Annotated in this window: 22 protein-coding genes, 5 tRNA genes and 1 rRNA gene; 20 read left to right on the forward strand and 8 right to left on the reverse strand. The window is 36.2% G+C overall.

The window, feature by feature from the left end:
* Positions 1–21 precede the first annotated feature (21 nt).
* A complete protein-coding gene (locus tag D8877_RS07980; RefSeq protein WP_125341460.1) occupies positions 22–2,607 on the forward strand; it encodes a YfhO family protein in 2,586 nt (861 codons plus the stop codon).
* Positions 2,608–2,694: 87 nt separating this feature from the next.
* Here the strand turns inward: D8877_RS07980 and D8877_RS07985 are convergent.
* From D8877_RS07985 to rlmH, 7 genes are all read right to left on the reverse strand, one after another.
* Positions 2,695–2,768 (reverse strand) — tRNA-Asn (locus D8877_RS07985).
* Between the two features lie 5 nt (positions 2,769–2,773).
* Positions 2,774–2,845 (reverse strand) — tRNA-Glu (locus D8877_RS07990).
* A 45-nt stretch (positions 2,846–2,890) separates the two neighbouring features.
* On the reverse strand, positions 2,891–3,655 hold the full coding sequence (comE, locus tag D8877_RS07995) for a competence system response regulator transcription factor ComE (protein ID WP_002899424.1): 765 nt from the start codon (positions 3,653–3,655) through the stop codon (positions 2,891–2,893).
* Between the two features lie 5 nt (positions 3,656–3,660).
* On the reverse strand, positions 3,661–4,995 hold the full coding sequence (gene comD, locus D8877_RS08000; protein WP_002910929.1) for a competence system sensor histidine kinase ComD: 1,335 nt from the start codon (positions 4,993–4,995) through the stop codon (positions 3,661–3,663).
* Between the two features lie 27 nt (positions 4,996–5,022).
* On the reverse strand, positions 5,023–5,130 hold the full coding sequence (locus D8877_RS08005) for a hypothetical protein (protein ID WP_002894290.1): 108 nt from the start codon (positions 5,128–5,130) through the stop codon (positions 5,023–5,025).
* A 180-nt stretch (positions 5,131–5,310) separates the two neighbouring features.
* Positions 5,311–5,384 (reverse strand) — tRNA-Arg (locus tag D8877_RS08010).
* A gap of 42 nt (positions 5,385–5,426) precedes the next feature.
* A complete protein-coding gene (gene rlmH / locus D8877_RS08015; protein WP_002920030.1) occupies positions 5,427–5,906 on the reverse strand; it encodes a 23S rRNA (pseudouridine(1915)-N(3))-methyltransferase RlmH in 480 nt (159 codons plus the stop codon).
* A 203-nt stretch (positions 5,907–6,109) separates the two neighbouring features.
* Here rlmH and htrA point away from each other — a divergent pair, with 203 nt between their 5' ends.
* The 5 genes from htrA to D8877_RS08040 all read left to right on the forward strand — a co-directional run bounded on the left by htrA (position 6,110) and on the right by D8877_RS08040 (position 11,290).
* Positions 6,110–7,282: a serine protease HtrA gene (gene htrA / locus D8877_RS08020; protein WP_002901929.1), complete on the forward strand. Its 1,173-nt coding sequence runs from the start codon at positions 6,110–6,112 to the stop codon at positions 7,280–7,282.
* 63 nt (positions 7,283–7,345) lie between these two features.
* On the forward strand, positions 7,346–8,107 hold the full coding sequence (locus D8877_RS08025; protein WP_185760202.1) for a ParB/RepB/Spo0J family partition protein: 762 nt from the start codon (positions 7,346–7,348) through the stop codon (positions 8,105–8,107).
* A gap of 213 nt (positions 8,108–8,320) precedes the next feature.
* Positions 8,321–9,673 (forward strand): chromosomal replication initiator protein DnaA, encoded by a 1,353-nt coding sequence (dnaA, locus tag D8877_RS08030; protein WP_002894294.1) that lies wholly within the window; start codon positions 8,321–8,323, stop codon positions 9,671–9,673.
* Between the two features lie 158 nt (positions 9,674–9,831).
* Positions 9,832–10,968, forward strand: a complete 1,137-nt coding sequence (dnaN, locus tag D8877_RS08035) for a DNA polymerase III subunit beta (protein ID WP_002916269.1) — start codon at positions 9,832–9,834, stop codon at positions 10,966–10,968.
* A gap of 127 nt (positions 10,969–11,095) precedes the next feature.
* Positions 11,096–11,290, forward strand: a complete 195-nt coding sequence (locus tag D8877_RS08040) for a DUF951 domain-containing protein (RefSeq protein WP_125341457.1) — start codon at positions 11,096–11,098, stop codon at positions 11,288–11,290.
* Positions 11,291–11,417: 127 nt separating this feature from the next.
* On the opposite strand, the gene D8877_RS08045 is transcribed toward D8877_RS08040, so the two are convergent.
* Entirely contained in the window at positions 11,418–11,909 is a 492-nt protein-coding gene (locus tag D8877_RS08045; RefSeq protein WP_125341456.1) for a DUF1307 domain-containing protein, read from the reverse strand.
* 166 nt (positions 11,910–12,075) lie between these two features.
* Here D8877_RS08045 and ychF point away from each other — a divergent pair, with 166 nt between their 5' ends.
* The 14 genes from ychF to D8877_RS08115 all read left to right on the forward strand — a co-directional run.
* Positions 12,076–13,191, forward strand: a complete 1,116-nt coding sequence (gene ychF, locus D8877_RS08050; protein WP_048774171.1) for a redox-regulated ATPase YchF — start codon at positions 12,076–12,078, stop codon at positions 13,189–13,191.
* A gap of 73 nt (positions 13,192–13,264) precedes the next feature.
* A complete protein-coding gene (pth, locus tag D8877_RS08055; RefSeq protein ID WP_048774173.1) occupies positions 13,265–13,834 on the forward strand; it encodes an aminoacyl-tRNA hydrolase in 570 nt (189 codons plus the stop codon).
* Entirely contained in the window at positions 13,827–17,330 is a 3,504-nt protein-coding gene (mfd, locus tag D8877_RS08060) for a transcription-repair coupling factor (protein WP_048774175.1), read from the forward strand. Before pth ends, mfd begins: the two co-directional genes overlap by 8 nt.
* A gap of 90 nt (positions 17,331–17,420) precedes the next feature.
* Complete coding sequence (locus D8877_RS08065; RefSeq protein WP_002894302.1) at positions 17,421–17,687, forward strand: RNA-binding S4 domain-containing protein; 267 nt, start codon at positions 17,421–17,423, stop codon at positions 17,685–17,687.
* Entirely contained in the window at positions 17,680–18,048 is a 369-nt protein-coding gene (locus D8877_RS08070; RefSeq protein ID WP_002899511.1) for a septum formation initiator family protein, read from the forward strand. Before D8877_RS08065 ends, D8877_RS08070 begins: the two co-directional genes overlap by 8 nt.
* 2 nt (positions 18,049–18,050) lie before the next feature.
* A complete protein-coding gene (locus D8877_RS12440; RefSeq protein WP_002916259.1) occupies positions 18,051–18,179 on the forward strand; it encodes an SP_0009 family protein in 129 nt (42 codons plus the stop codon).
* Complete coding sequence (locus D8877_RS08080; protein ID WP_048774178.1) at positions 18,172–19,455, forward strand: serine hydrolase; 1,284 nt, start codon at positions 18,172–18,174, stop codon at positions 19,453–19,455. Before D8877_RS12440 ends, D8877_RS08080 begins: the two co-directional genes overlap by 8 nt.
* On the forward strand, positions 19,452–20,729 hold the full coding sequence (tilS, locus tag D8877_RS08085; RefSeq protein ID WP_048774180.1) for a tRNA lysidine(34) synthetase TilS: 1,278 nt from the start codon (positions 19,452–19,454) through the stop codon (positions 20,727–20,729). Before D8877_RS08080 ends, tilS begins: the two co-directional genes overlap by 4 nt.
* A gap of 4 nt (positions 20,730–20,733) precedes the next feature.
* Entirely contained in the window at positions 20,734–21,276 is a 543-nt protein-coding gene (hpt, locus tag D8877_RS08090; RefSeq protein WP_032913750.1) for a hypoxanthine phosphoribosyltransferase, read from the forward strand.
* A 17-nt stretch (positions 21,277–21,293) separates the two neighbouring features.
* The gene (gene ftsH / locus D8877_RS08095; RefSeq protein ID WP_048774183.1) at positions 21,294–23,273 is read left to right on the forward strand and encodes an ATP-dependent zinc metalloprotease FtsH; all 1,980 of its coding nucleotides are present in this window, start codon (positions 21,294–21,296) and stop codon (positions 23,271–23,273) included.
* A 105-nt stretch (positions 23,274–23,378) separates the two neighbouring features.
* Positions 23,379–23,450: transfer RNA gene (locus D8877_RS08100), tRNA-Glu, on the forward strand.
* A gap of 5 nt (positions 23,451–23,455) precedes the next feature.
* Positions 23,456–23,529, forward strand: a tRNA-Asn gene (locus tag D8877_RS08105).
* 214 nt (positions 23,530–23,743) lie between these two features.
* Positions 23,744–24,229: a sigma-70 RNA polymerase sigma factor region 4 domain-containing protein gene (locus tag D8877_RS08110; protein ID WP_002894314.1), complete on the forward strand. Its 486-nt coding sequence runs from the start codon at positions 23,744–23,746 to the stop codon at positions 24,227–24,229.
* A 264-nt stretch (positions 24,230–24,493) separates the two neighbouring features.
* Positions 24,494–24,934 (forward strand): 16S ribosomal RNA (locus D8877_RS08115); the annotation flags it as partial.

Here is a 24,934-nt window from a genome sequence, read left to right on the forward strand (position 1 = left end):
GCCTCTTTCTATATAAGAAATATGAATCACATTAAAGAATATTTTAAAAAAAATTGGCCTTATTTTTGTGCCTTCTTTCTTCCATTTTTCGTCATGTTCTTTGTCTACTTGATGTATGGAATTTACTGGAATAGCGAAACTTCTCCCTTGCTTGGTGATGGTTTTCATCAGTATGTCATTTTTGACACCAACCTAAGAAATATCCTTCATGGCACAGATAGTATTTTCTATACTTTCTCCAGTGGACTTGGGCAAAATTTTTATGCTTTATCCAGTTATTATTTAGGCAGCTTCTTATCTCCCTTGGTTTATTTCTTTGATTTGAAATCAATGCCAGATGCCGTCTATCTATTTACCTTAATCAAGTTTGGATTAATCGGACTCTCTACCTTTATCAGCATCAAAGGAATATTCAAAAAGATTCCAGCTTTACTCATCATCACTCTTTCAACTTCATTTTCTTTAATGAGTTTTTCAGTCAGTCAATTAGAAATTAAAACCTGGTTGGATGTGTTTATCCTTGCACCTTTGATTGTGCTAGGTTTACATAGGTTGATAACTGGAAAAGGCAGAGTACTATATTTTACAACACTGTCAATCCTCTTCATCCAAAATTATTATTTTGGATATATGATGGCAATCTTTTTGGTCTTTTGGTACCTTCTTCAATTATCTTGGGATTTCAAAAATAGAATTAAAAGTTTACTTGACTTTACAGTCGTATCTGCTTTAGCAGGTCTGACTAGCCTAATCATGATTCTGCCAACTTACCTAGACATAAGCACTCATGGTGAAACATTAACAAAAGTTTCTTCTTTGCTGACAGAAAAAAGTTGGTTTTTAGATGTATTTGCTAAAAATTTTATTGGCAGTTTTGATACAACCAAGTATGGTTCTATCCCTATGATTTATGTCGGCACCTTCCCCTTGATTCTGGCTATCTTATTTTTTACCTTAAAATCTGTTAAGTTTCACGTGAAACTTTGCTACTTTTTACTCATTGCAATTTTCATAGCTAGTTTTTATCTTCAATATTTAGACTTACTTTGGCAAGGAATGCATGCTCCGAACATGTTTCTTCACCGTTATTCTTGGCTATTTTCTCTGATAGTTATCTATATGGCTGCTGAGACTTTAAATCGTTGGAAAGACGTGAAATTGATGAATGTTGCCATTAGTTTCACTTTGCTCAGTCTCGGATTCATTATGACTTTTATTCAGAGAAAACATTATGACTTTTTGGGTCCTGAGAATTATATTCTAACATTAGAATTTCTGCTGGCTTATCTCTTGATTAGCTTTGTCTTAGCAAAATCTTCTATTCAACCAAAAATCATTCTCCCTGTCTTGCTTTTCTTTGTTACTTTTGAATTGTCGCTTAATTCCTATTATCAAGTTGGAGGAATTGCTAAAGAATGGGTATTTGCCACTCGTTCATCTTACGCTAGTCATCTTGACGAGATTGACAAGCTTGTCAATTATTCCAAAAAGGAAAATATTGACTTTTTTAGAACTGAAAGATTGAATCCACAAACGGGAAATGACAGTATGAAATTCAACTACAATGGAATTTCCCAGTTCTCATCTGTCAGAAATACTCAGGCAAGTTCTACTTTAGATAAACTTGGTTTTAAATCAGCGGGAACAAATCTGAATCTCCGTTATCAAAACAATAGTATTTTGATGGACAGTATTTTTGGTGTTCGCTACAATCTATCTGAAACAGATCCTCAAAAATTTGGTTTTCTTCCTGAGAAAACTGAAAAAGAAATGTCTCTCTACCAAAATGATGCTGCACTTGGTTTAGCTTTTCTGACCAATGATATTTACCATGATGTCAAGTTTACAAATTTGACTTTAGATAATCAGACAGAATTTTTGAATCGATTGACTGGCTTTGATTTTAAATATTATGACAAAGTAGATGCTATAACTACTAATGAAAATGTCAAGCAAATTGGTAACAGAGTGACTGTGGATGTTGACAGAGAACAGAATACAAGCTTTGCTAGCGTAGTCTATACTGTCAATGTACCTACTAACAGTCAACTATATGTTAATGTTGCTGGGATTGATTTTAGTAATGATGATCAGACAGATGTTGACATTACTGTCAATAACTTTACAGAACATTATACAACTAATAATGTTTTCCCTTTCTTTAATGCTGGCTATTTTAGTCAAAGTCAAACAGTATCTATTCGCTTTACATTCCCAAACAATTCGACGGTTTCTTTTGATACGCCAGAATTTTTTGCCGTTAATACTGAGCAATATCAAAATGTCATTCAAAAATTAAAAGAGCAGCCCGTTTCCACAACTACTGATTTAAACACAGTAAAAACAAATTATAGAGCGGAAAAGGATACTTCATTATTCTTTACCATTCCTTATGATAAGGGATGGTCAGCCACTCTTAATGGGAAGCCTGTCACACTAAAACGAGCTCAAAACGGTTTTATGAAATTAGATGTGAAAAAAGGAGAAGGAAAAGTTGTCCTCACTTTCATTCCTAATGGACTGAAAGAAGGTGGCATTGCCTTCATATCTTGCATAATCTTATTTGTTTGCTATAATTTTCTACGTAGGAGACGACATAGAATGTAAATATATAAAAAATAAGGCTCTTCATTAAAATGCTAGTGAAGGCCTTTTCTTGAACAATAAAAAAACACTCACTAGGAGTGTCTCTAGCTCCGGCAGTAGGACTCGAACCTACGACATCATGATTAACAGTCATGCGCTACTACCAACTGAGCTATGCCGGATAATATAGTCCGTACGGGATTCGAACCCGTGTTACCGCCGTGAAAAGGCGGTGTCTTAACCCCTTGACCAACGGACCATATGGTATGCTCTCTTTCAGAACATATTCCATTATATCAGGTTTTTAAGCTTTGTCAACTCTTTTCCCTTTATTTTCGAAAATATCTTTCAGATATTTCACTCTTAAACGAGTGACCGGACAGCGATGATTTTCGTAAAAAATAATTTCTCGATTTTTCTTGTCATAATCAACAATGTTGCCAATATTAACCAGATAAGATTTATGTGGTGAAAAAAATCGTTTGGATTGCTGATCTTTTTCTTGAATATCTGTTATTGTTCCATAAAATTCCTTAAGAAAATTTTTACCGACAATCCGAAGTTTATGAGAGCTCCCTGTCGTTTCGATATATAAAATATCGTTATAAGGCATTCGAACATCATTGCCACGATAACTATATTCAAAATAATCTACCATATTGGTATTTTCAATTAGTGTACTCTTAGTGTAAAGAATACTGTCTTTGATTCTATTTTTAAAAGCATCATTGTTGATATCTTTATCGATAAAATCAAGTGCTGATACTTTATATTTAAAAGTCATAGTAGCAAATTCAGATTTTGAGGTTACAAAAACTATAATGGCATAAGGATTATGATGACGGATAAATTGAGCTACTTCCAGCCCTTTTGTTTCCTCCCCCTTAATGTCAATATCCAAAAAATAAAGCTGGTTAACGTCTCCATTTTCAATATATTTTTTGAATTCTTTTATTTTTCCTGTAACCTGAACCTGGATGTCAATTCCAAGTTCCTCAGCAATTTCTGCTAATGTCGTTTCCATCCTGACTTGATGAGATACGGTATCCTCTAAAACTAACACTTTCATAAATTCTATCTCCTAATTGTTAAAATCTGTGTGAAATTGTTTGGCTCAATTTGTGTATCAAGAGTTATAAATTCATACCTATCTAAAATTTCCTTGATGTTATTCAATCCATAGCCTCTATTTTCTCCTTTAGTTGAAAACTCGGGCTGATAGAGTTCTTCCAAATCCAATTTTCCTTCTTTACGAGAATTTTGAACAACAAAAATGGTTCTATCATCCAGTTGAACCAGAGAAACATGGACAATTTTTTCCAGGCTGTCAATGGCACTCTCAATAGCATTATTTAATAAAATACTAGCAATTCTCACAAGATCTAACAACTTGATTGGAAGGCGTTCCACTTTATCCTTAACTTCAAAAGTCAGCTGAATCTGATGTTCACGCGCTTGAAAGATTGTCTCGGTCATGACACTTCTTAAAGCTGAATCTCCTACATTATTCAAATCAAAAACTGTATATTTATCTGAACGCAGGTTCAAATTTGCATCAGCCAAGACCTCTTGATAAATGTGCTCAATTTCCTTGATATCTCCAGTTTGAATAGCCACTTGCATACTCGTCAACATGCTAGCATAATCATGACGAAATCCTTTGATTTCATAGTACAATCTCACAATTTCATCAGTATATTCCTGAAGTCGAAGCTGTTCAGATTCTTTTTGACGCAAATGCTCTTCTTTTTCGTATTTCTCACGGCTGTCCTTGAACGTCACCAAGGTAGAAAGAAAGGCCAAGAAACAAATAGTAGCAATCATACTGCTAAAACTGTTGAAATGCCTTATATTACTAATCCAATGAGAGAGATTTAAAATCAGCCAATTCATTGCATATAAACTACTAATCATCAGAATCTGAGATTTAAAGAAACTTCTTTTAAGATAATCTATTCTGAAATCAAAAATATCAATAACCTTTACCATAAATAACAAGGAAAGTAAGTTGATACATGTCAGAAACAAGCCCATGTACTGAGCTACAAAATCATCTCCTAAAACAGATGAAATAATAACAGAAAAGAAAGTAGTAGAACTATCAATTGACAGACATAAAAAGAAGGAAAGTAAGAAAGATTGATATTTTTTAATTTTTTCAACTCTACAAAAATACCAAACTAAAAATAGAGGGAGAAAAAATGACAGTGTATATGATGGAATTGTGCTAGAAAATGAAAATATGTGTCCTAAAAAAGCAATTATAAACGGAACTATAATCTCAAGACCAAAGCAAACAACTACAAAAAAGCGAGTATGCTTAATTTTAGTGATTTTTGATAAAATCACTAAAAATGCAGCTACATTAATAAAAGGATGAATAATTAATCCAATTATTTCAAGTGACATAAATTTCTCCCCTAAACTTTAAAATTCTTATCTTCCAAAAATCCAACCCCATGGATTTGGAACACCTCTTAAATCCCAAAAGGTTTGAACAAGTGAATTGCTATTTGCAGCAATTTGAAAAGAATAGATTTTCATAACTATCTCCTATCTTTTTATCTTGTAAGTCACCTTACATTTATCATTATAGAAAAATAGAAAGAGTTAGTGACAATTTTCCCTGAAATGTCATTTTTTATCCCCAAAATGACATTATACCAAAAAAATAGAAGAAAAAAACACGAAATATTGTAAAATATTTCGCATTTTTTACATTTCTGATCTCAGCAGGATTCGAACCTGCGACCGTTCGCTTAGAAGGCGAATGCTCTATCCAGCTGAGCTATGAGACCAATACCATCTCATTCTATCAGAAAATAGGGTTGCCGTCAAGATTACTTATGATAAGGACTCCCCTGCTGAATCATAAAAGCTCGATAGATTTGCTCTATTAAAACAAGGCGCATCAGTTGATGAGGTAGCGTTAATTTGCCAAAACTCATCAGAAGATTTGCCCGTTTTTTTACTGCAGGAGATAAACCTAAACTTCCGCCAATAACAAAAGTGATATCAGAAAAGCCATGCACTGTAGTATCCATCATGAGCTGACTAAACTTTTCTGACGGAAATTGCTTTCCTTCAATTGCCAAAGCAATAACAAATTCACGCTCATTGATTTTAGCCAGAATTTTATTTCCTTCTTTTTCAAGAATCTGCTGATTTTCTAAATCACTAGCTTTATCAGGTGTTTTTTCATCCGCTAGCTCAATCATTTCTACCTTGCAGAATCGATTGAGACGCTTCATGTATTCAGCAATTCCATCCTTTAAATATTTTTCTTTCAGTTTTCCAACTGTTACAAGTTTTATTTTCATAAGTTTATTCTATCATATTCATCTATACTTCACACTTTATTAACAAGTAAAATTTATCTGGGAATCGGCTAATCTGTGTATTTTCTAATGCCTATCAACAGTTTTTCTAAGTTTTCCACAAGGTGTGGAAAACTTAGAGGATTTAAGTTATAATTAAGTTTAGCTAACTATAATTTCATCAATTGTAATTCAAGGAGGAAAACATGAAAAACTCTTCAAATGCCATCAAAAAGGCTTTATTGCTTTTTGCAGTGTTAATTGTAGGTTTTATCGGTGGAAGTTTAGGAAATTATGTTACTACATTAGTAACTTCACGTGTAAAAATGAATGGAAATTCAACAACCAGTGTAACTACTTCATATAAAAACTCTACTGACATTTCAGAAGCTGTGAAAAAGGTTCAAAATGCCGTTGTTTCAGTAATTACTTATGCTGAATCTTCCAGCAGCGTTATCAATGATGAATCTTCCAACGATGAATCACAAATCTCCAGTGAAGGTTCTGGCGTAATTTATAAAAAAGATGGAAAATCAGCCTATCTGGTAACCAACACCCACGTTCTTAATGGATCAACCAATGTAGATATCTTGCTAGCTGATGGAAACAAGGTTCCAGGTGAAGTAGTTGGATCAGATGTTTATTCAGATATCTCTGTTGTTAAAATTAGCTCTGAAAAAGTAACTGATGTCGCTGAATTTGGAGATTCTGGTTCTCTGACAGTTGGTGAGACAGCTATCGCTATCGGAAGTCCTCTTGGAACAGAATACGCTAACTCTGTAACACAAGGAATTATTTCTAGTTTAGGCAGAAACGTTACGTTACAATCTGAAAATGGTGAAAATATTTCAACAACTGCATTGCAAACAGATGCTGCAATCAATCCTGGTAACTCTGGCGGCCCGTTGATTAACATCCAAGGACAAGTTATTGGGATTACTTCAAGTAAGATTTCAACAAATGGGCAAACCTCTGTTGAAGGGATGGGATTTGCGATTCCGTCTAATGATGTCGTAAATATTATCAATCAACTTGAAAAAAATGGAACAGTCACACGTCCTGCTTTAGGAATTCAAATGATGGATTTATCTAATCTGACAACTTCTGATTTTTCTAAATTAAATCTTCCTTCTTCAGTGAAATCAGGTATTCTTGTTCGCTCTGTTCAGCAAGGGATGCCTGCTGATGGCAAGCTTCAAAAAAATGATGTCATTACAAAAGTAGATAACACAGATGTGGAATCCACTAGTGACCTTCAGTCTGCTCTCTACAAGCATAGCATTGGAGATGAGGTGGAGATTACTTATTATCGAGATGGTAAATCTCAAACAGTCAAAATCAAACTCACTAAATCAACAAAAGAGCTAAGCTCAAATTAACCTATTTACAAGATTGTCAACACACCTTTACACAATCGTAAAGGTGTGTTATTCTATATACAAATGGAAAACTTTCAATATATTGCACTTAAAGACATTCGAACCAATCCTTATCAGCCTCGTAAAGAGTTTTCACAAAAAAAGATTGAAGAATTAGCAGCATCAATCAAAGAAAATGGTCTCATTCAGCCAATCATTCTTCGGAAATCTTCACTTTTTGGTTATGAAATTTTAGCAGGAGAACGGAGATTTAGAGCTGCCTCTTTTCTCGGCCTAGAAACGATCCCAGCTGTCATCAAAGAATTATCTGATGATGAAATGCTGAAACAGGCCATTATCGAAAATCTTCAAAGAGAAGACTTGAATCCTATAGAAGAGGCTGAGTCTTATCAAAATTTGATTGACAAAGGCTTGACACATGATGAAATTGCTAAAATCATGGGAAAATCTAGACCCTATATCAGCAATATTGTCAGACTTTTACAATTATCCAAAGAAGTTCGTCAAGCTATCAAGGAAGAAGAGATATCTCAAGGACATGCTCGCCTGCTGGTCCCCTTAAAAGAAGAAGAACAGTTACTATGGCTGGAAAAAATCTGTCGAGAAGATTTATCGGTTCGAGCAGTTGAAAAGCTTCTCCAGCAAAAAAAGAGTCTCAAAAAGAAACCTAATAAAGAACTGTTTGCTAAATCTGAAGAGGAAAAAATTAAAAAAATTCTCGGTCTGGAAGTTTCTATTCAGTTAAAAAGCCAGAGTAAAGGAAAGCTGATTATTCCTTTTGAAAGCGAAGAAGAATATCAAAGAATTATAAACAGTTTTAAATAAAACTGTTATTTTCTTTTTTTAAAATAACAAAATTATCCACTGTTAAATCAATTAGGAAGCCTATTAGAATAAGGAAGTTTAGCTTTATTCACATTCTGTGGATAACTTTAGCTAACAATGTGAATTCTTTTCCAGTTCTTGTGGAAAACTTTGAACCTTTATGATAAAATAAGATGCGTATGAATCAGAAAATTATAGAAAAGGAGGGAAGTTATGACCAAAGAACAGGACTTTTGGAATCGTATTTTAGAATTGGCTCATGCTCAGCTAAAACAGACAACTTATGATTTCTTTGTTGCTGAGGCTAAGCTTGTTAAAGTTGAAGAAAAACAAGCTGTTATTTTCCTGGATAGTCCGGTGAAACAACTATTTTGGGAGCAAAACTTAGTAGGAGTTATTCTTACTGCAGGATTTGAGATTTTTAATGATCAGATTGCTGGAAAGTATATTTTTGAAGAAGAAACTAACACTGAAACTTCGAAATCTGTAGTAACTAGTCCTCAAATCAGCACTGTTCAGCCAAGCTTGCCACCTATTGATACTGGCTTAAAGTCAAAATATACCTTTGATAATTTTGTTCAGGGAGACGGAAATATCTGGGCTAAAGCTGCTGCCTTAGCGGTATCTGAGAATCTAGCCACAACCTATAATCCTCTTTTTATCTATGGAGGACCTGGCCTGGGTAAAACTCATTTATTAAATGCTATTGGCAATCAAATTTTAGAAAATATTCCAGATGCGCGTGTCAAGTATATACCGGCTGAAACCTTTATTAACGACTTCCTTGAACATTTAAGATTGGGAGAGATGGATAGCTTTAAAAAAATCTATCGTAGTCTGGATCTTCTGCTAATTGATGATATTCAATCTTTGGGAGGAAAAAAGGTTTCAACTCAGGAAGAATTTTTCAACACTTTCAATGCTCTTCATGGTGAAAATAAACAGATTGTTTTAACCAGCGACCGCAGTCCTGATCATCTGGACAATTTGGAAGAACGCTTAGTGACACGTTTTAAATGGGGATTAACTCAGAATATTACACCGCCAGATTTTGAAACACGAATTGCAATTCTGCGAAACAAAATAGAAGATTTGGATTATATTTTCCCGAATGATACCTTGGAATATCTTGCAGGACAATTCGACTCCAATGTCCGCGACTTGGAAGGTGCTTTGAATGACATCAGTCTCATCGCTAGAGTTCGTCATCTGAAGGAAATCACTATTGATATCGCTGCAGAGGCTATTCGAGCACGCAAGCAGGATTCAAGCCAGGTAACAGTTATTCCGATTGATAAGATTCAGTCTGAAGTTGGGAAATTCTATGGTGTTAGTGTCAAAGAGATGAAAGGCAGCCGTCGAGTGCAAAATATCGTTTTAGCTAGACAGGTAGCTATGTATCTGACTCGTGAGCTGACTGACAACAGTCTGCCTAAAATTGGCCGTGAGTTTGGCGGGAAAGACCATACGACCGTTATACATGCACATGGAAAAATCAAAACTATGATTGAATCAGACGACAATTTGCGTTTAGAAATTGAAAGCATCAAGAATAAAATTAAATAGCGTGTGGAAAACTACAGATTTTTTTCAAAACTTATCCACACTTTGTGAACAAGTCTCAAAACTTGTTAGAATAAGGATAAAGCTATTTTTCCACATAATTCACACAAACTACTATTACTATTAATCTTATAATCATAAATAAATAAAAAGGAGATCCCATGATTCATTTTTCTATTAATAAAAATCTCTTCTTACAAGCGTTAAATACTACTAAAAGGGCTATCAGCCATAAAAATGCAATTCCTATTCTTTCTACTGTAAAAATCGATGTTACCAAAGAAGGAATCACCTTAATCGGCTCAAATGGCCAAGTGTCAATTGAAAACTTTATTTCTACTCAAAATGAAAATGCAGGCTTGCTTGTCAACTCAACAGGTTCAATTTTATTAGAAGCGACTTTCTTTATTAATGTTGTTTCCAGCTTGCCAGATATTATTTTGGATTTTAAAGAAATTGAACAAAAACAAATCGTCTTGACTAGCGGCAAATCAGAGATTACCCTGAAAGGAAAAGACGCTGACCAGTATCCACGAATCCAGGAAATTTCTGCCAGCAATCCCTTGGTTCTTGAAACAAAAATTCTCAAAGATGTCATTAACGAAACAGCCTTTGCAGCCAGTGTTCAGGAAAGCCGTCCAATTTTGACTGGTGTTCACTTTGTTTTGACAGATAACCGTTCTTTGAAGACAGTTGCGACAGACTCCCACAGAATGAGTCAAAAGAAAATTACTCTGGAGAAAAACGGAGATAATTTTGACGTAGTCATTCCAAGTCGTTCTTTACGTGAATTTACGGCTGTTTTTACCGATGAAATTGAAACGGTAGAGGTTTTCTTTGCTAACAATCAAATTCTTTTCAGAAGCGAAAATATCAGCTTCTACACCCGCCTCTTAGAAGGAAATTATCCAGATACAGATCGTTTGATTCCAACTGAATTTACGAGTGTCCTTACTTTTAATACTTCTGATTTACGTGCAGCTATGGAACGCGCTCGTCTCTTGTCTAATGCCACACAGAATGGAACAGTTAAACTTGAGATTGCAGACGGCATTGTCAGTGCCCATGTAAATTCACCAGAGGTCGGCCGTGTTAACGAAGAAATTGATACAGAAAGTGTAACTGGCGAAGATTTGACCATTAGCTTTAATCCAACTTATTTGATTGATGCTTTGAAGGCCATTGACAGTGAAAAAGTAACGATTAGTTTTATCTCATCCGTTCGTCCTTTCACCTTGGTACCGAGTGAAGACACAGAAAACTTTATTCAACTGATTACACCTGTCAGAACTAATTAAGATGAAAAGCAGTGGGCCAAGTTAAAGATTTTTACTTCTTGGTTCTAAGCTCTTTTCATTTACAAAGTATGATAGATGCTTAAGTTTTCTTCCTGGACTATGCTAGTTCCTTGAAAGGAGAAAGAAAATGTATGAAATTGGTCATTTTGTAGAAATGAAAAAGCCCCATGCCTGCACCATTAAATCGACTGGAAAAAAGGCAAATCGCTGGGAAATCACAAGGGTTGGTGCAGATATCAAAATCCGTTGCACTAATTGTGAACATCTTGTAATGATGAGTCGTCACGATTTTGAAAGAAAAATGAAGAAAATAATTAATTAGACGAAAACTCATCGTAAATGCTATTGTGGAAAACCAATTTGCATTGCTGAAGATCAGATTTAGATTTGATTTTCTTGTTTTTCAATCAAAAATGGATAGGACTTTCTAAGTCCTATCCATTTTGCTTTTATTTAAGATCTTCAAATTTACCGTCTTTAACTTCTTTATAGCCTGCTTTTTCAAGTAATTTAGCAGTTTCTTTATAGCTGATATAATCTGCTTTTTGATTACCAGATGTTTGAAGAAGCTGTTTACTTTGTAGTTCTTCAATATCAGCTTTACTGAAATCAATTGTCAGTTTTTCAGTTAAATAATCATCTTTGTACTCAATTTTATGAGTTAATCCTTTGATACCCTCAATAGATTTAGCATAGGCTTCTGTCTGCTCTTTAGCAGTGTCTTTTGTCAAGCCAACTGGTTTATAGTAGAAGGTGTTGTTTGTTTCGTTTATAAGAAGCTCATCACCTTTATATTCAACAGTGATACGACTATCTTGCTTAGTACTTTGGTCAATCAGCTGGAAATAAGCTTTTTTAGGACTGCTGCAGGCAGCTAAAACAAACAAAGCGGAAATCGCAAGGAAGGAAAGAAAAAGTGTTTTGAAAGTATTCTTTTTCATTAGGGACTCCTTTAATAAGAATATTAGCTATATTATACCATTTTTTTCTTCAATTTATTTTACATTTTTGTAAAGAAAGCTAGAAAAAATAACTAAAATCCGCTGTTTAGGATAAGGATTTATGGTATAATGGTTTGGATTGAAAAGATGAATGGAGAAGATAAGAATGGCTTTGACAGCAGGAATCGTTGGTTTACCCAATGTTGGTAAGTCAACTTTATTTAATGCAATTACAAAAGCAGGTGCAGAAGCAGCTAATTATCCTTTTGCGACAATTGATCCAAATGTCGGGCGGGTAGAAGTTCCGGATGCTCGTTTGGATAAATTAACAGAACTCATCAAACCACAGAAGAAGGTTCCAACAACCTTCGAGTTTACTGACATTGCTGGAATTGTGAAAGGTGCTTCAAAAGGAGAAGGACTAGGGAATAAATTCTTGGCTAATATCCGTGAAGTAGATGCTATCGTTCATGTAGTACGTGCTTTTGATGATGAAAATGTCATGCGGGAACAAGGCCGTGAATCTGATTTTGTAGATCCAATGGCAGATATTGAGACCATTAATCTAGAATTGATTTTAGCAGACTTAGAAAGTATTAACAAACGTTATGCGCGTGTAGAGAAGATGGCTCGTACTCAAAAAGATAAGGATTCAGTGGCAGAATTTAATGTTTTACAGAAAATTAAGCTTGTCCTGGAAGATGGTCTGTCAGCTCGTACAATTGAATTCACAGAAGAAGAGCAAAAAATCGTCAAAGGACTCTTTCTTTTAACGACTAAGCCGGTTCTCTATGTGGCCAATGTCAGTGAATATGAGGTAGCAGATCTAGATAATATTGACTATGTGAAGCAGATTCGTGAATTTGCAGCTACAGAAAATGCTGAAGTTGTTGTCATTTCAGCACGTGCAGAGGAAGAGATTTCTGAATTGGACGATGAAGATAAGTCAGAATTTCTGGAAGCTATCGGCTTGACAGAATCAGGTGTGGATAAACTGACCAGAGCAGCTTATCATCTGTTGGGACTTGGAACCTACTTTACAGCTGGTGAAAAGGAAGTGCGTGCTTGGACCTTTAAGCGTGGAATGAAAGCTCCGCAAGCAGCTGGCATTATTCACTCAGACTTTGAAAAAGGCTTTATTCGAGCAGTGACTATGTCTTATGATGACTTAGTGCACTATGGCAGCGAAAAAGCAGTTAAAGAAGCTGGACGTTTGCGCGAAGAAGGAAAAGAATATATCGTTCAAGATGGCGATATTATGGAATTTAGATTTAATGTGTAAAGTATTTGTAAAGTCTAAAAATTCTAGGTTGGAAATTTTTTTCCAGCCCTTTTGGCTTCTATAAAGGAGAAAAATGGTAAAGTTAATAGTCGGTCTGGGAAATCCAGGAGAAAAATATATTGAAACGAAACATAATATTGGGTTTATGCTAATTGACAAGATTTGTAAAGATCTTGATTTAAAGTTTACAGCTGATAAAATCTTTCAAGCAGATATCGCCTCTACTTTTCTAAATGGTGAAAAAGTCTATTTTGTCAAACCAACTACATTTATGAATGAGAGCGGAAAGGCCGTTCAAGCTTTACTGGCATACTATGGTTTAGATATAGAGGATTTATTGGTCATCTATGATGATTTGGATATGGAAGTTGGTAAGATTCGTTTGCGCAGCAAGGGTTCAGCTGGTGGCCATAACGGTATTAAATCTATTATCAAACACATTGGAATTCAAGAGTTTAAACGGATAAAGATAGGTATTGGCCGTCCAAAAGAAGGTATGACAGTGGTTCACCATGTTCTAGGAAAATTTGATACAGATAATTATATAACAATTCTGAAGACTCTTGATAAGGTTGACAATGCTGTAAATTATTATTTACAGTCAGGCAATTTTGAACAAACAATGCAGAAATACAATGGATAATAAAATGAACCTGATTGACTTATTTTGTCAAAACCAGCAAATTTCAGATTGGAAGAAAAATCTCCATAAAAGCAGCAGACAGTTGATAATGGGACTGTCTGCATCAACAAAAGCGATTACTATAGCGGCTGGATTAGAAGAAGCGGATAAAATCCTTGTGCTGGCTTCTAGTCAAAATGAAGCAGATCGTTTGGCTAGTGATTTGATTTCTTTGTTGGGAGAAGACAAGGTCTATACTTTCTTAGCAGATGATACTCCTATAGCAGAATTTGTTTTTGCTTCACAGGAAAAAATATTTTCGAGATTAGATGCTCTAAACTTTTTAATAGACCATCAAAAGTCTGGAATTCTAGTTACTAATGTCGCAGCCAGCAAATTACTCTTGCCTGATCCTATTGATTTTAAAAATACCAATATAAATTTGACAGTTGGACAAGAATATGACCTAAATAATCTTGTAAAGATGTTGTCAAGTTCAGGATACAAGAAGGTGTCTCAAGTTTTAAGTCAGGGAGAATATAGTCTAAGAGGAGACATCTTAGACATTTTTGAGCGCTCAGCAGAGGCACCTTATCGCCTGGAGTTTTTTGGCGATGAAATTGATGGTATTCGGATTTTCAATCCAGAAAATCAAACTTCAATTGATAACATAGAAAGTATTTTGATTAAACCTGCTTCTGATATCCTGCTTTCTGAGAAAGATTATGCTCGAGGACGGGAAAATCTGGAAGCTATTTTAGAAAAAGCTGTTGATCCTGCTTTGAAATCTTACTTAGAAGAGCTACTAATAAGTGCCAAAGAGGAGTTCCATCATGCAGATATTCGCAAATTCCTTTCTTATTTTTATCAGAAAGAATGGACTATTTTAGACTACTTGCCTGTTCATAGTCCTGTGTTTTTTGATGATTTTCAAAAAATTGTGGATCGACATGCTCAATTTGAACTGGAAACAGCTAGTTTGTTGACAGATAATTTACAAAATTGTAAAGCTTTATCAAGTCAGAAATATTTTGCAGATAAGTACCAAGATTATCGTCAATATAAACCAGCAACCTTCTTTTCAAGCTTTCAAAAAGGTTTGGGAAATCTGAAATTTGATGCTTTGTATCAATTCAATCAGTACCCAATGCAAGAATTTTTCAGCCAGTTTCCCTTGTTCAAGGAAGAGATTAATCGTTATAAAAAATCTGGCTATACAATAATTTTACAAGCAAATTCTTCGGTAGGTTTACAAAGTTTACATAAAAATTTACAGGAATATGATATTCATTTAGACTATATAAAAGAGGCTGAGATTCACAAAAATGCAGTTCAGCTTATAGAAGGAAATCTTGTTCAGGGTTTTAATTTCGTAGATGAGAAAATTGTTCTTATTACAGAGTACGAAATTATTCACAAGAAAATAAAACGAAAAATCCGGCGACAGAATATCTCAAATGCCGAACGACTGAAAGATTATAATGAGCTAGAAAAAGGGGATTATGTTGTCCATAATATTCATGGGATAGGACGTTATTTGGGAATAGAAACGATTGAAATATCTGGTGTCCACCGTGATTATCTGACGATTCAATATCAAAATTCTGATCGTATTTCGATTCCAGTTGACCAGATTGATCTCCTATCAAAGTATGTTGCCAGCGATGGAAAAACACCTAAGGTAAATAAGCTAAATGACGGTCGCTTCCAGAAGAGTAAGCAAAAAGTTCAGCATCAGGTTCAGGATATTGCGGATGATTTGATTAAACTATATGCTGAACGCAGCCAGCTAAAAGGTTTTGCTTTCTCAACGGATGATTCTAATCAAGAGGAATTTGACAATGATTTTCCCTATGTTGAAACAGAGGACCAGCTAAGAAGTATTCAGGAAGTGAAGAAGGATATGGAAAGCAGTCGTCCAATGGACCGGCTCTTAGTTGGTGATGTCGGCTTTGGAAAAACAGAAGTAGCTATGCGGGCTGCTTTTAAGGCTGTCAACGATCATAAACAGGTGGCTGTATTAGTACCAACAACGGTTTTAGCCCAGCAGCACTATACTAACTTTAAAGAACGCTTTAATGATTTTGCGGTTAATGTCGAGGTACTCAGCCGTTTCAGGAGTAAAGCAGAACAAAAACAGACTCTGGAGAAGCTGCAGAAGGGACAAGTTGATATTATCATCGGAACCCACCGACTCTTATCAAAAGATGTAGAATTTGCGGATTTAGGTTTAATCATCATTGATGAGGAGCAGCGTTTTGGAGTTAAACATAAGGAAACATTAAAAGAATTGAAAAAGAAAGTTGATGTCTTAACTTTGACAGCAACTCCTATTCCTCGAACTCTTCATATGTCTATGCTGGGGATACGCGATTTGTCAGTCATTGAGACCCCGCCTACCAATCGCTATCCTGTTCAGACCTATGTTTTAGAAAGCAATCCTACAGTAATTCGAGAAGCTGTCTTACGTGAAATAGACCGAGGTGGACAGGTTTACTATCTTTACAACAAGGTTGACACAATTGAACAGAAAGTTTCGGAATTAAGAGAGTTAATCCCAGAAGTTTCTATAGGCTATGTTCATGGTCAAATGAGTGAGATTCGTTTAGAAAATACTTTACTGGATTTCATCAATGGAGAATACGATATTTTGGTGACCACAACCATTATTGAAACTGGAGTTGATATTCCAAATGCCAATACTTTGTTTGTAGAAAATGCTGACCATATGGGGCTGTCAACCTTGTATCAACTTCGTGGACGGGTTGGCCGCAGTAATCGGATTGCCTACGCTTATCTGATGTACAGACCAGATAAGATCCTAACAGAAGTTTCTGAAAAGCGTCTAGAGGCTATTAAGGGATTTACAGAGTTAGGTTCTGGATTTAAGATTGCCATGCGAGATTTGTCTATTCGAGGGGCTGGCAATATTTTAGGAAGTATGCAATCTGGCTTTATTGATTCTGTTGGTTTTGAAATGTATTCACAGCTTCTAGAAGAAGCCATTGCTAAAAAGCAGGGGAGAGAGAATAAGCGTCAAAAGAGCAATGCAGAGATTAATCTGCAGATTGATGCCTATCTGCCTAGTGACTATATTTCTGATGAAAGACAGAAAATTGAAATTTACAAGAGAATTCGTGAGATTGACAGTCGTGTAAACTATGAAAATCTACAGAATGAATTGATTGATCGCTTTGGTGAATACCCTGATGTTGTAGCCTATCTGTTGGAGATTGGACTTGCTAAGTCTTATTTAGATCAGGCATTTGTAAAGTCAGTGGAACGCCAGCAGAATGCAGTAATTATTCATTTTGAGAAGATTTCGCAGCAACTTTATCTAACGCAGGATTATTTTGAAGCACTTTCGATGACGAATTTAAAAGCTCGAATTGGTGAAAAAAATGGCTTAATTGAAGTGATTTTTGATGTGAGGAACAAAAAAGATTATGAGATTTTAGAAGGTCTAGTTAATTTTGGAGAAAAGATGCTGGAAATTAAACACCGCAAGGCAGAATAAAGGTTACAATTCAGTGAAGTTTGGCTTTTTAAGCTCTATTTTTCTCAAAAAATGGTAGAATAATAAATTAAGAGAAAATGAGGTAATAGGATGAGATTAGATAAATATTTGAAAGTGTCACGGATTATCAAGCGACGTCCAGTGGCTAAAGAAGTAGCTGACAAGGGCCGGATAAAAGTGAACGGTATCTTGGCTAAGAGCTCAACAGATTTGAAAGTGGATGACTTGGTTGAAGTACGCTTTGGTAATAAACTCTTGACTGTAAAGGTTCTGGAGATGAAAGATAGTACCAAAAAAGAAGATGCAGCTAAAATGTACGAAATAGTCAGTGAAACAAGGATAGAAGAAGATGCCTAAAAATATCGTCCAACTCAATAATCGTTTTATTCAAGATGAAAATCAACGCCGCAGATATGTGGATCAGGAACGGCGGAAACGCAACCGTTTTATGGGCTGGGTTCTGATTTTGGTGATCCTCTTATTTATTTTACCTACCTATAATTTGTACCAGAGTTATCAAACCTTGCTGCAGCGTCGTGAACAGTATTCTAAACTCCAGGAGAAATATCAGACACTCAGCGAAGAAAAGGTCTATCAATCTGATATAGCAACAAAGTTAAAAGATGACAGCTATGCTGCTAAGTATGCACGCGCTAAATACTCTTTTTCAAAAGAGGGTGAGTACATTTATACTATCCCAGATTTATTACCGCAGTAGTTATGGAAGATTTACTAAAAACAATTGAGCAGTTCTTGGCCTTTTCAGATGAGAAATTAGAAGAACTGTCTGAAAAAAATCAAGCTTTGAAACTTCAAGAAAATCAAAAGGAAAGGGGAAAACATGCGTAAGTTTTTGTTACTGATATTTTTGCTGCCAGCTTTATTTAGCAGTATCACAGTTATTAGTACCGAAAAAGATTTCGTATTAGACGAGGAAGAAAAATATCATTTTACAAGCACTGCGTATGGACGCTATTATGATAGCATCCCGACAAATCCTAATGTTTATGAAGAAACTCCTACATTTACAGATTCTACTCTGAGTAAGATTGCTGGAAAGCTAATTCCAGACCAGCCTATCCAGATAACAGGATTTTATGTAAATGAAGAAGGAGTCCCGATTTTCAAGCTGAAAAATGGGCAGTTTGTGATAGCGGATAAAAATACAATTTACGAAGATACTGTCCAGTTAATCGAAGATATCCATCAAGAAATGTGGCTGAAACCCGGCTTTACTCTTTATGATAAAGCCAATATCAACGGAGCTAAAAAAATCAATACAACGGTAGCTCCATATACAAAAGTAAACATTGTCCAAATTGTCCAGACAGTCAAAGGAACTTTTGCCCAGATTGAAGGACAGGGCTGGGTTTCTATGGAATTTCTGGATGAAACTGATAATCGAATGGACAAAGTTCAAGAAATTTTGAGCAGTAAGTATAACAAGGCGGACTACTCTATCTATGTCAAACAGCTGGACACAGGCAAAGAAGCAGGCATAAATCAAGATCAAGAGATGTATTCGGCCAGTGTGACCAAACTGCCTTATCTTTACTATGTGCAGGAACAGCTGGATCAGAAAAAATTTTCGTTAGATCAGAAGTTCAAGTATATTGGAGCAGTCAATGATTTTGCAGGTGCTTATGAACCAGAAGGAAGTGGCAGTATTGCTAAGTCAGCTGATGACAAGGAATATTCAGTTCAGGATTTGATAAATCGAGTGGCCAAAGAATCAGATAACGTCGCCCACAATATCTTAGGCTATTATGCAACCAATCAATCTGATAAAAATTTTCAGCAGACGATCAACAAAATAGCTGGAAAGAAATGGGATGTGGAAGAAAGACAAGCTTCTTCACGTATGACTGGAAATATTTTAGAAGCTATCTATGAGCAAAATGGCATGATTATCGATGCCTTGTCTCAGACAAATTATGATAATCAGCGGATTTCTAAAAATATTGATGCTAAAGTGGCTCATAAAATTGGCGACGCCTATGATTTCAAGCATGATGCTGCGATTGTCTATACAGATTCTCCTTTTATCATTGTCATTTTTACTAATAATGCAACCTACGATAATATTTCTCAGATAGCAGACGATGTCTATGGAGTCCTGAAATGATTAAGCAAGAATTTCTTAAAAAAATGCAGGAGAAAAAGTATTTCCAAGACCATCGAAAAGTTTTGATTGCTGTATCAGGTGGACTGGATTCTATGACACTGCTGCAGCTGTTGATTGATTCTCAAAAAGAACTGGCTATCGAGCTTGCGATTGCTCATGTCAATCACAAACAGCGGCCAGAGTCAGATCAAGAAGAAAAGGCATTGGTAAAGATTGCGGAACAGCTTGGTGTAAAGATTTTTACATCAAGTTTTTCTGGTAATTTTTCAGAAAATGCTGCTCGGCAGTTTCGTTATGATTTTTTCGGGAAAGTGATGCAGGAGGGGCACTATACAGCTCTGGTAACTGCCCACCACGCAGATGATCAAGCTGAGACTGTTTTTATGCGGCTGCTGCGTGGAGCTAGACTTCGTCATCTGTCCGGCATGAAAGCTGTCCAGCCTTTTGCTTGTGGGGAGCTGATTCGTCCTTTGCTTACTTTTCATAAGTCAGACTTTCCGGATATTCAACATTTTGAAGATAGCAGTAATTTTCAAAATGACTATCTCAGAAATCGAATTCGCAATCTTTATCTGCCGGATCTAGAAAAAGAAAACCCACAATTTAAGGATTCTTTGCGGTATCTGGGAAAGGAAATTGAAGATTGGCAGACCGCTTTGTCTCACTTGACCAGAGATTTAGATATAGAAAATGTCCAAGTCTTTCATCAGCAAATCCCCCAGGTTCAACGTTTTCTATTGCAGAACTATCTTGAAAACTTTTCTGGACTGAATTTGAGCAAGCAGCAGTTTGAGGAGGTTTTAAACATCCTGCAGACTAAGGCCAATTATCAGCACACTTTGAAAAAAGACTATGAGCTTGTTAAAGATTACCAGCGTTTTGAAATTAGAAAAATCAGTCGTAAGCCCGATTTAAAAATGGATTCAATTTTGTTAGAATTTGAGAATCTGATTGAGTTTGGGTATTATCGATTTTCATTCGGGATTCCTTTGAGTGGTGAAAATATACAGAAAATTTTTGTTTCGCGTGAAACTTCGCTGACACTCCGTTTCCGAAAAGAGGGAGACAGTATTTTGCTGAACGGTCATCACAAGAAACTTCGTCGTCTTTTTATTGATAAGAAGGTTTCCTTTGAAGAACGGAATTCATCTGTAGTAGTGGAACAAAATCATCAAATTTTAGCAATCTTAAATATTGCTATCAGTGATTTGAGTAAGGCATTAAAAAGTGATATAATGAGTACTGTACTTTATATTCAGAAAATAGATGGGTAAAATTATGCTAGAACAAGATATCAAAAAAATATTGATTTCCCATGATGAAATCGTGGATGCTGCAAAAAAGCTTGGTCAGCAATTAACCAAAGATTACCAAGATAAAAATCCAATTTTTGTTGGAATTTTAAAAGGTTCCGTGCCTTTTATGGCTGAGTTAATCAAGCATATTGACACACATATTGAGCTTGATTTTATGTTGGTCTCCAGCTACCATGGTGGTACTGCTAGCTCAGGTGTCATTAATGTTATTAAGGACATTGATCAAGACATCACAGGACGTGATATCCTATTTGTTGAGGATATTATTGATACTGGTCAGACTTTAAAAAATCTGTGCAATTTGTTTAAGGAAAGAAATGCTGCATCAGTAAAAATTGCTACACTTTTGGATAAGCCAGAAGGCCGTGTTGTTGAAATTGATGCAGATTATACATGTTTCACAATTCCAAATGAATTTGTTGTTGGATATGGATTAGATTACAATGAGAACTATCGTAATATTCCATATATTGGTATTTTGAAAGAAGAAGTTTATACAAAATAAAGGTTTACTATTAATAGATGAAAAATAAGCAAAATAATGGTTTTATAAAAAATCCATTTCTCTATATTCTGATTATTGTTGTCCTAGTGACAGGGTTTCAGTATTTCTTCTCAGGAGATACTGGCGGTCGCAGTCAGCAAATCAATTACACAGAATTAGTGAAGGAAATTAAGGAAAATAATGTCACAGAGATGAGCTACCAGCCAAATGGCAGTGTCGTCGAGATTTCAGGTACTTACAAAACACCTCAGGAATCGAAAGAAGATACAGGGATTTTATTTTTCACTCCAAACATTTCTAAAGTAGAAAAATTCACAAGTATTATTTTACCGTCAGATATTACAATTTCTGATTTACAAAAATTAGCCTCTGAGCATAACACTGAAATCAGCATAAAGCGCGAAAGTTCAAGCGGAATGTGGATTACAATCCTCACTTCCATCGTTCCTTTTGTGATTGTCATCTTCTTCTTTATGTCCATGATGAATCAAGGTGGAGGCGGTGGTGCCCGCGGTGCCATGAATTTTGGTCGCAATAAAGCGCGTGCTGCTAACAAAGAAGATATTAAGGTTCGTTTCTCGGATGTAGCTGGTGCCGAGGAAGAGAAACAAGAACTTGTAGAAGTCGTTGAGTTTTTGAAAGATCGGAAACGCTACACCAAGTTAGGTGCTCGTATTCCTGCCGGTGTGCTTCTAGAAGGCCCTCCGGGAACTGGTAAAACCTTGCTTGCTAAGGCAGTTGCTGGGGAAGCTGGAGTTCCTTTCTTCAGTATCTCAGGTTCTGATTTTGTAGAAATGTTTGTTGGGGTCGGAGCAAGCCGAGTTCGTTCTTTGTTTGAAGATGCGAAAAAAGCAGCTCCTGCTATTATCTTCATCGATGAAATTGATGCAGTCGGTCGTCAGCGCGGTGTTGGCCTTGGCGGTGGTAACGATGAGCGGGAGCAAACCCTCAATCAGCTCTTGATTGAAATGGATGGTTTTGAAGGCAACGAAGGAATCATTATTATTGCGGCTACTAACCGTTCGGATGTATTGGATCCAGCCTTGCTGCGTGCTGGCCGTTTTGACAGAAAAGTGTTGGTCGGCCGTCCTGACGTTAAAGGTCGGGAAGCTATTCTCCGTGTTCATGCTAAGAATAAGCCACTGGCTAAAAATGTTGATTTGAAACTAGTTGCTCAACAGACACCAGGTTTTGTTGGTGCTGATTTGGAAAATGTCTTGAATGAAGCTGCTTTGGTTGCTGCTCGTCGTAACAAGAAAGTCATTGATGCAGATGATATTGATGAAGCAGAAGATCGGGTAATCGCAGGACCTTCTAAGAAAGATAAGATGGTGTCTGAACGTGATCGTCAAATGGTTGCTTATCATGAAGCTGGACATACTATTGTTGGTTTGGTATTGTCAAATGCGCGTGTCGTACATAAGGTAACCATCGTACCTCGTGGACGTGCTGGTGGCTATATGATTGCCCTGCCTAAGGAAGACCAAATGCTTCTATCTAAAGAAGATATGAAAGAACAATTAGCTGGTCTTATGGGTGGCCGTGTGGCTGAAGAGATTATCTTTAATGTGCAGACAACAGGTGCTTCTAATGACTTTGAACAGGCAACTCAGATGGCCCGCAGTATGGTAACAGAATATGGAATGAGCGAAAAACTTGGTCCGGTTCAATACGAAGGCAATCATGCTATGTTTGGTGCAGCCAGTCCTCAAAAATCAATTTCAGAACAGACTGCATATGAGATTGACGAAGAGGTAAGAGAACTTCTTAATGAAGCTCGTAACAAAGCTGCAGAGATTATCCAGTCCCATCGCGAAACTCATAAATTGATTGCTAAAGCGCTTCTTAAATATGAAACTTTGGATAGCAATCAGATTAAATCATTGTATGAAACTGGCAAAATGCCAGAAGAGTCTGAACTTGAATTAGACAAAGAAGCTCATGCGCTTTCTTATGATGAAATTAAAACGAAAATGGAAGAAAAAAGTTCCGAGTAGAAGAAGTTGGAGAAATTCCAACTTTTTTCTCTTTTTCTGAAATAGTTATTGACAAAGGAATAAAAGCTGATATAATGGAATATGTTCTGCAGAAGGACAAGAAATGGTCCGTTGGTCAAGGGGTTAAGACACCGCCTTTTCACGGCGGTAACACGGGTTCGAATCCCGTACGGACTATATAATCCGCCATAGCTCAGTTGGTAGTAGCGCATGACTGTTAATCATGATGTCGTAGGTTCGAGTCCTACTGGCGGAGCTAGGTTTAAAAAATCAAATGTGTTAGCATTTGATTTTTTTCTTGCTTTCAGACTTCCTATAAATCCTCCCAAATGACTAAATATGTGCCTGAAATGACTTAAAAATAGTTATTCGAGTCAGAAGAGCTCCTAAAATATGCTTTTTAGAAGAAAGAGCCCATCTTGCTTTCTATTTACAGTAGAATTAAGCCAAGTAAAATTTAAGGAGGAACTATGGATTTTAGAACTACTTATGAGAAGGTGAAATGGATAGTTTGGAAGTGTAAGAAAGACTATTATATTCATTTGTGGGAACATAGTGATTGGGAGCAAGAAGGGATGTTAGTTTTATACGAACTTCTGCTTAAAGAAAAAGGAATTGAAAATGATGAGGAAAAACTCTATCGTTATTTCAAAACAAAATTCAGGAATCATATACATGATAAAATTCGTAAACAAGAAAGCCAAAAGCGCAAATTGGACCGCCAGCCTTATGAAGAAGTGAGTGAGATTGGTCATCGTTTGAAATCAAAAGAGTTGTTTCTAGATGAGTTAGTTGCCTTCAGAGAAGCGATTGACAATTATAAAAGAACTCTTGATGATGTTGGATTGGATAATTATCAGAGGTTGATGAGCAACGAGCGCTTTAAAGGAAGAAGAGCCATGCTTAAAGATTTAAAAAATCACTTAAAAGATTTTCAAGATAATACGATTTTGTAATGAACAAACTTGATGACTTTATTTCTGTTTTTCTAGAACAGGTTAGAGCATCAAGTTTTTTTAAATAAAAATCAAAAAAGATTAAAAAAGGTATTGACAGGTTGGTGGTATAGGTGATATACTAATATAGTTGTCGCGAAAGACAAAGCCCTTTGAAAACTGAACAAGACGAACCAAGTGCAGGGTGACATAGAGATATGTAACCTGTCAAAAAACGAGAAAATAAATCTGTCAGTGGACAGTAATGAGTGCGAACTCAAACTTTTTAATGAGAGTTTGATCCTGGCTCAGGACGAACGCTGGCGGCGTGCCTAATACATGCAAGTAGAACGCTGAAGAGAGGAGCTTGCTCTTCTTGGATGAGTTGCGAACGGGTGAGTAACGCGTAGGTAACCTGCCTGGTAGCGGGGGATAACTATTGGAAACGATAGCTAATACCGCATNAAATTGNTTATNGCATGATAATTAATTGAAAGATGCAATTGCATCACTACCAGATGGACCTGCGTTGTATTAGCTAGTTGGTGAGGTAACGGCTCACCAAGGCGACGATACATAGCCGACCTGAGAGGGTGATCGGCCACACTGGGACTGAGACACGGCCCAGACTCCTACGGGAGGCAGCAGTAGGGAATCTTCGGCAATGGGGGGAACCCTGACCGAGCAACGCCGCGTGAGTGAAGAAGGTTTTCGGATCGTAAAGCT

Source organism: Streptococcus sanguinis, assembly GCF_003943735.1.
In the GTDB taxonomy this organism is placed as follows: domain Bacteria; phylum Bacillota; class Bacilli; order Lactobacillales; family Streptococcaceae; genus Streptococcus; species Streptococcus sanguinis_E.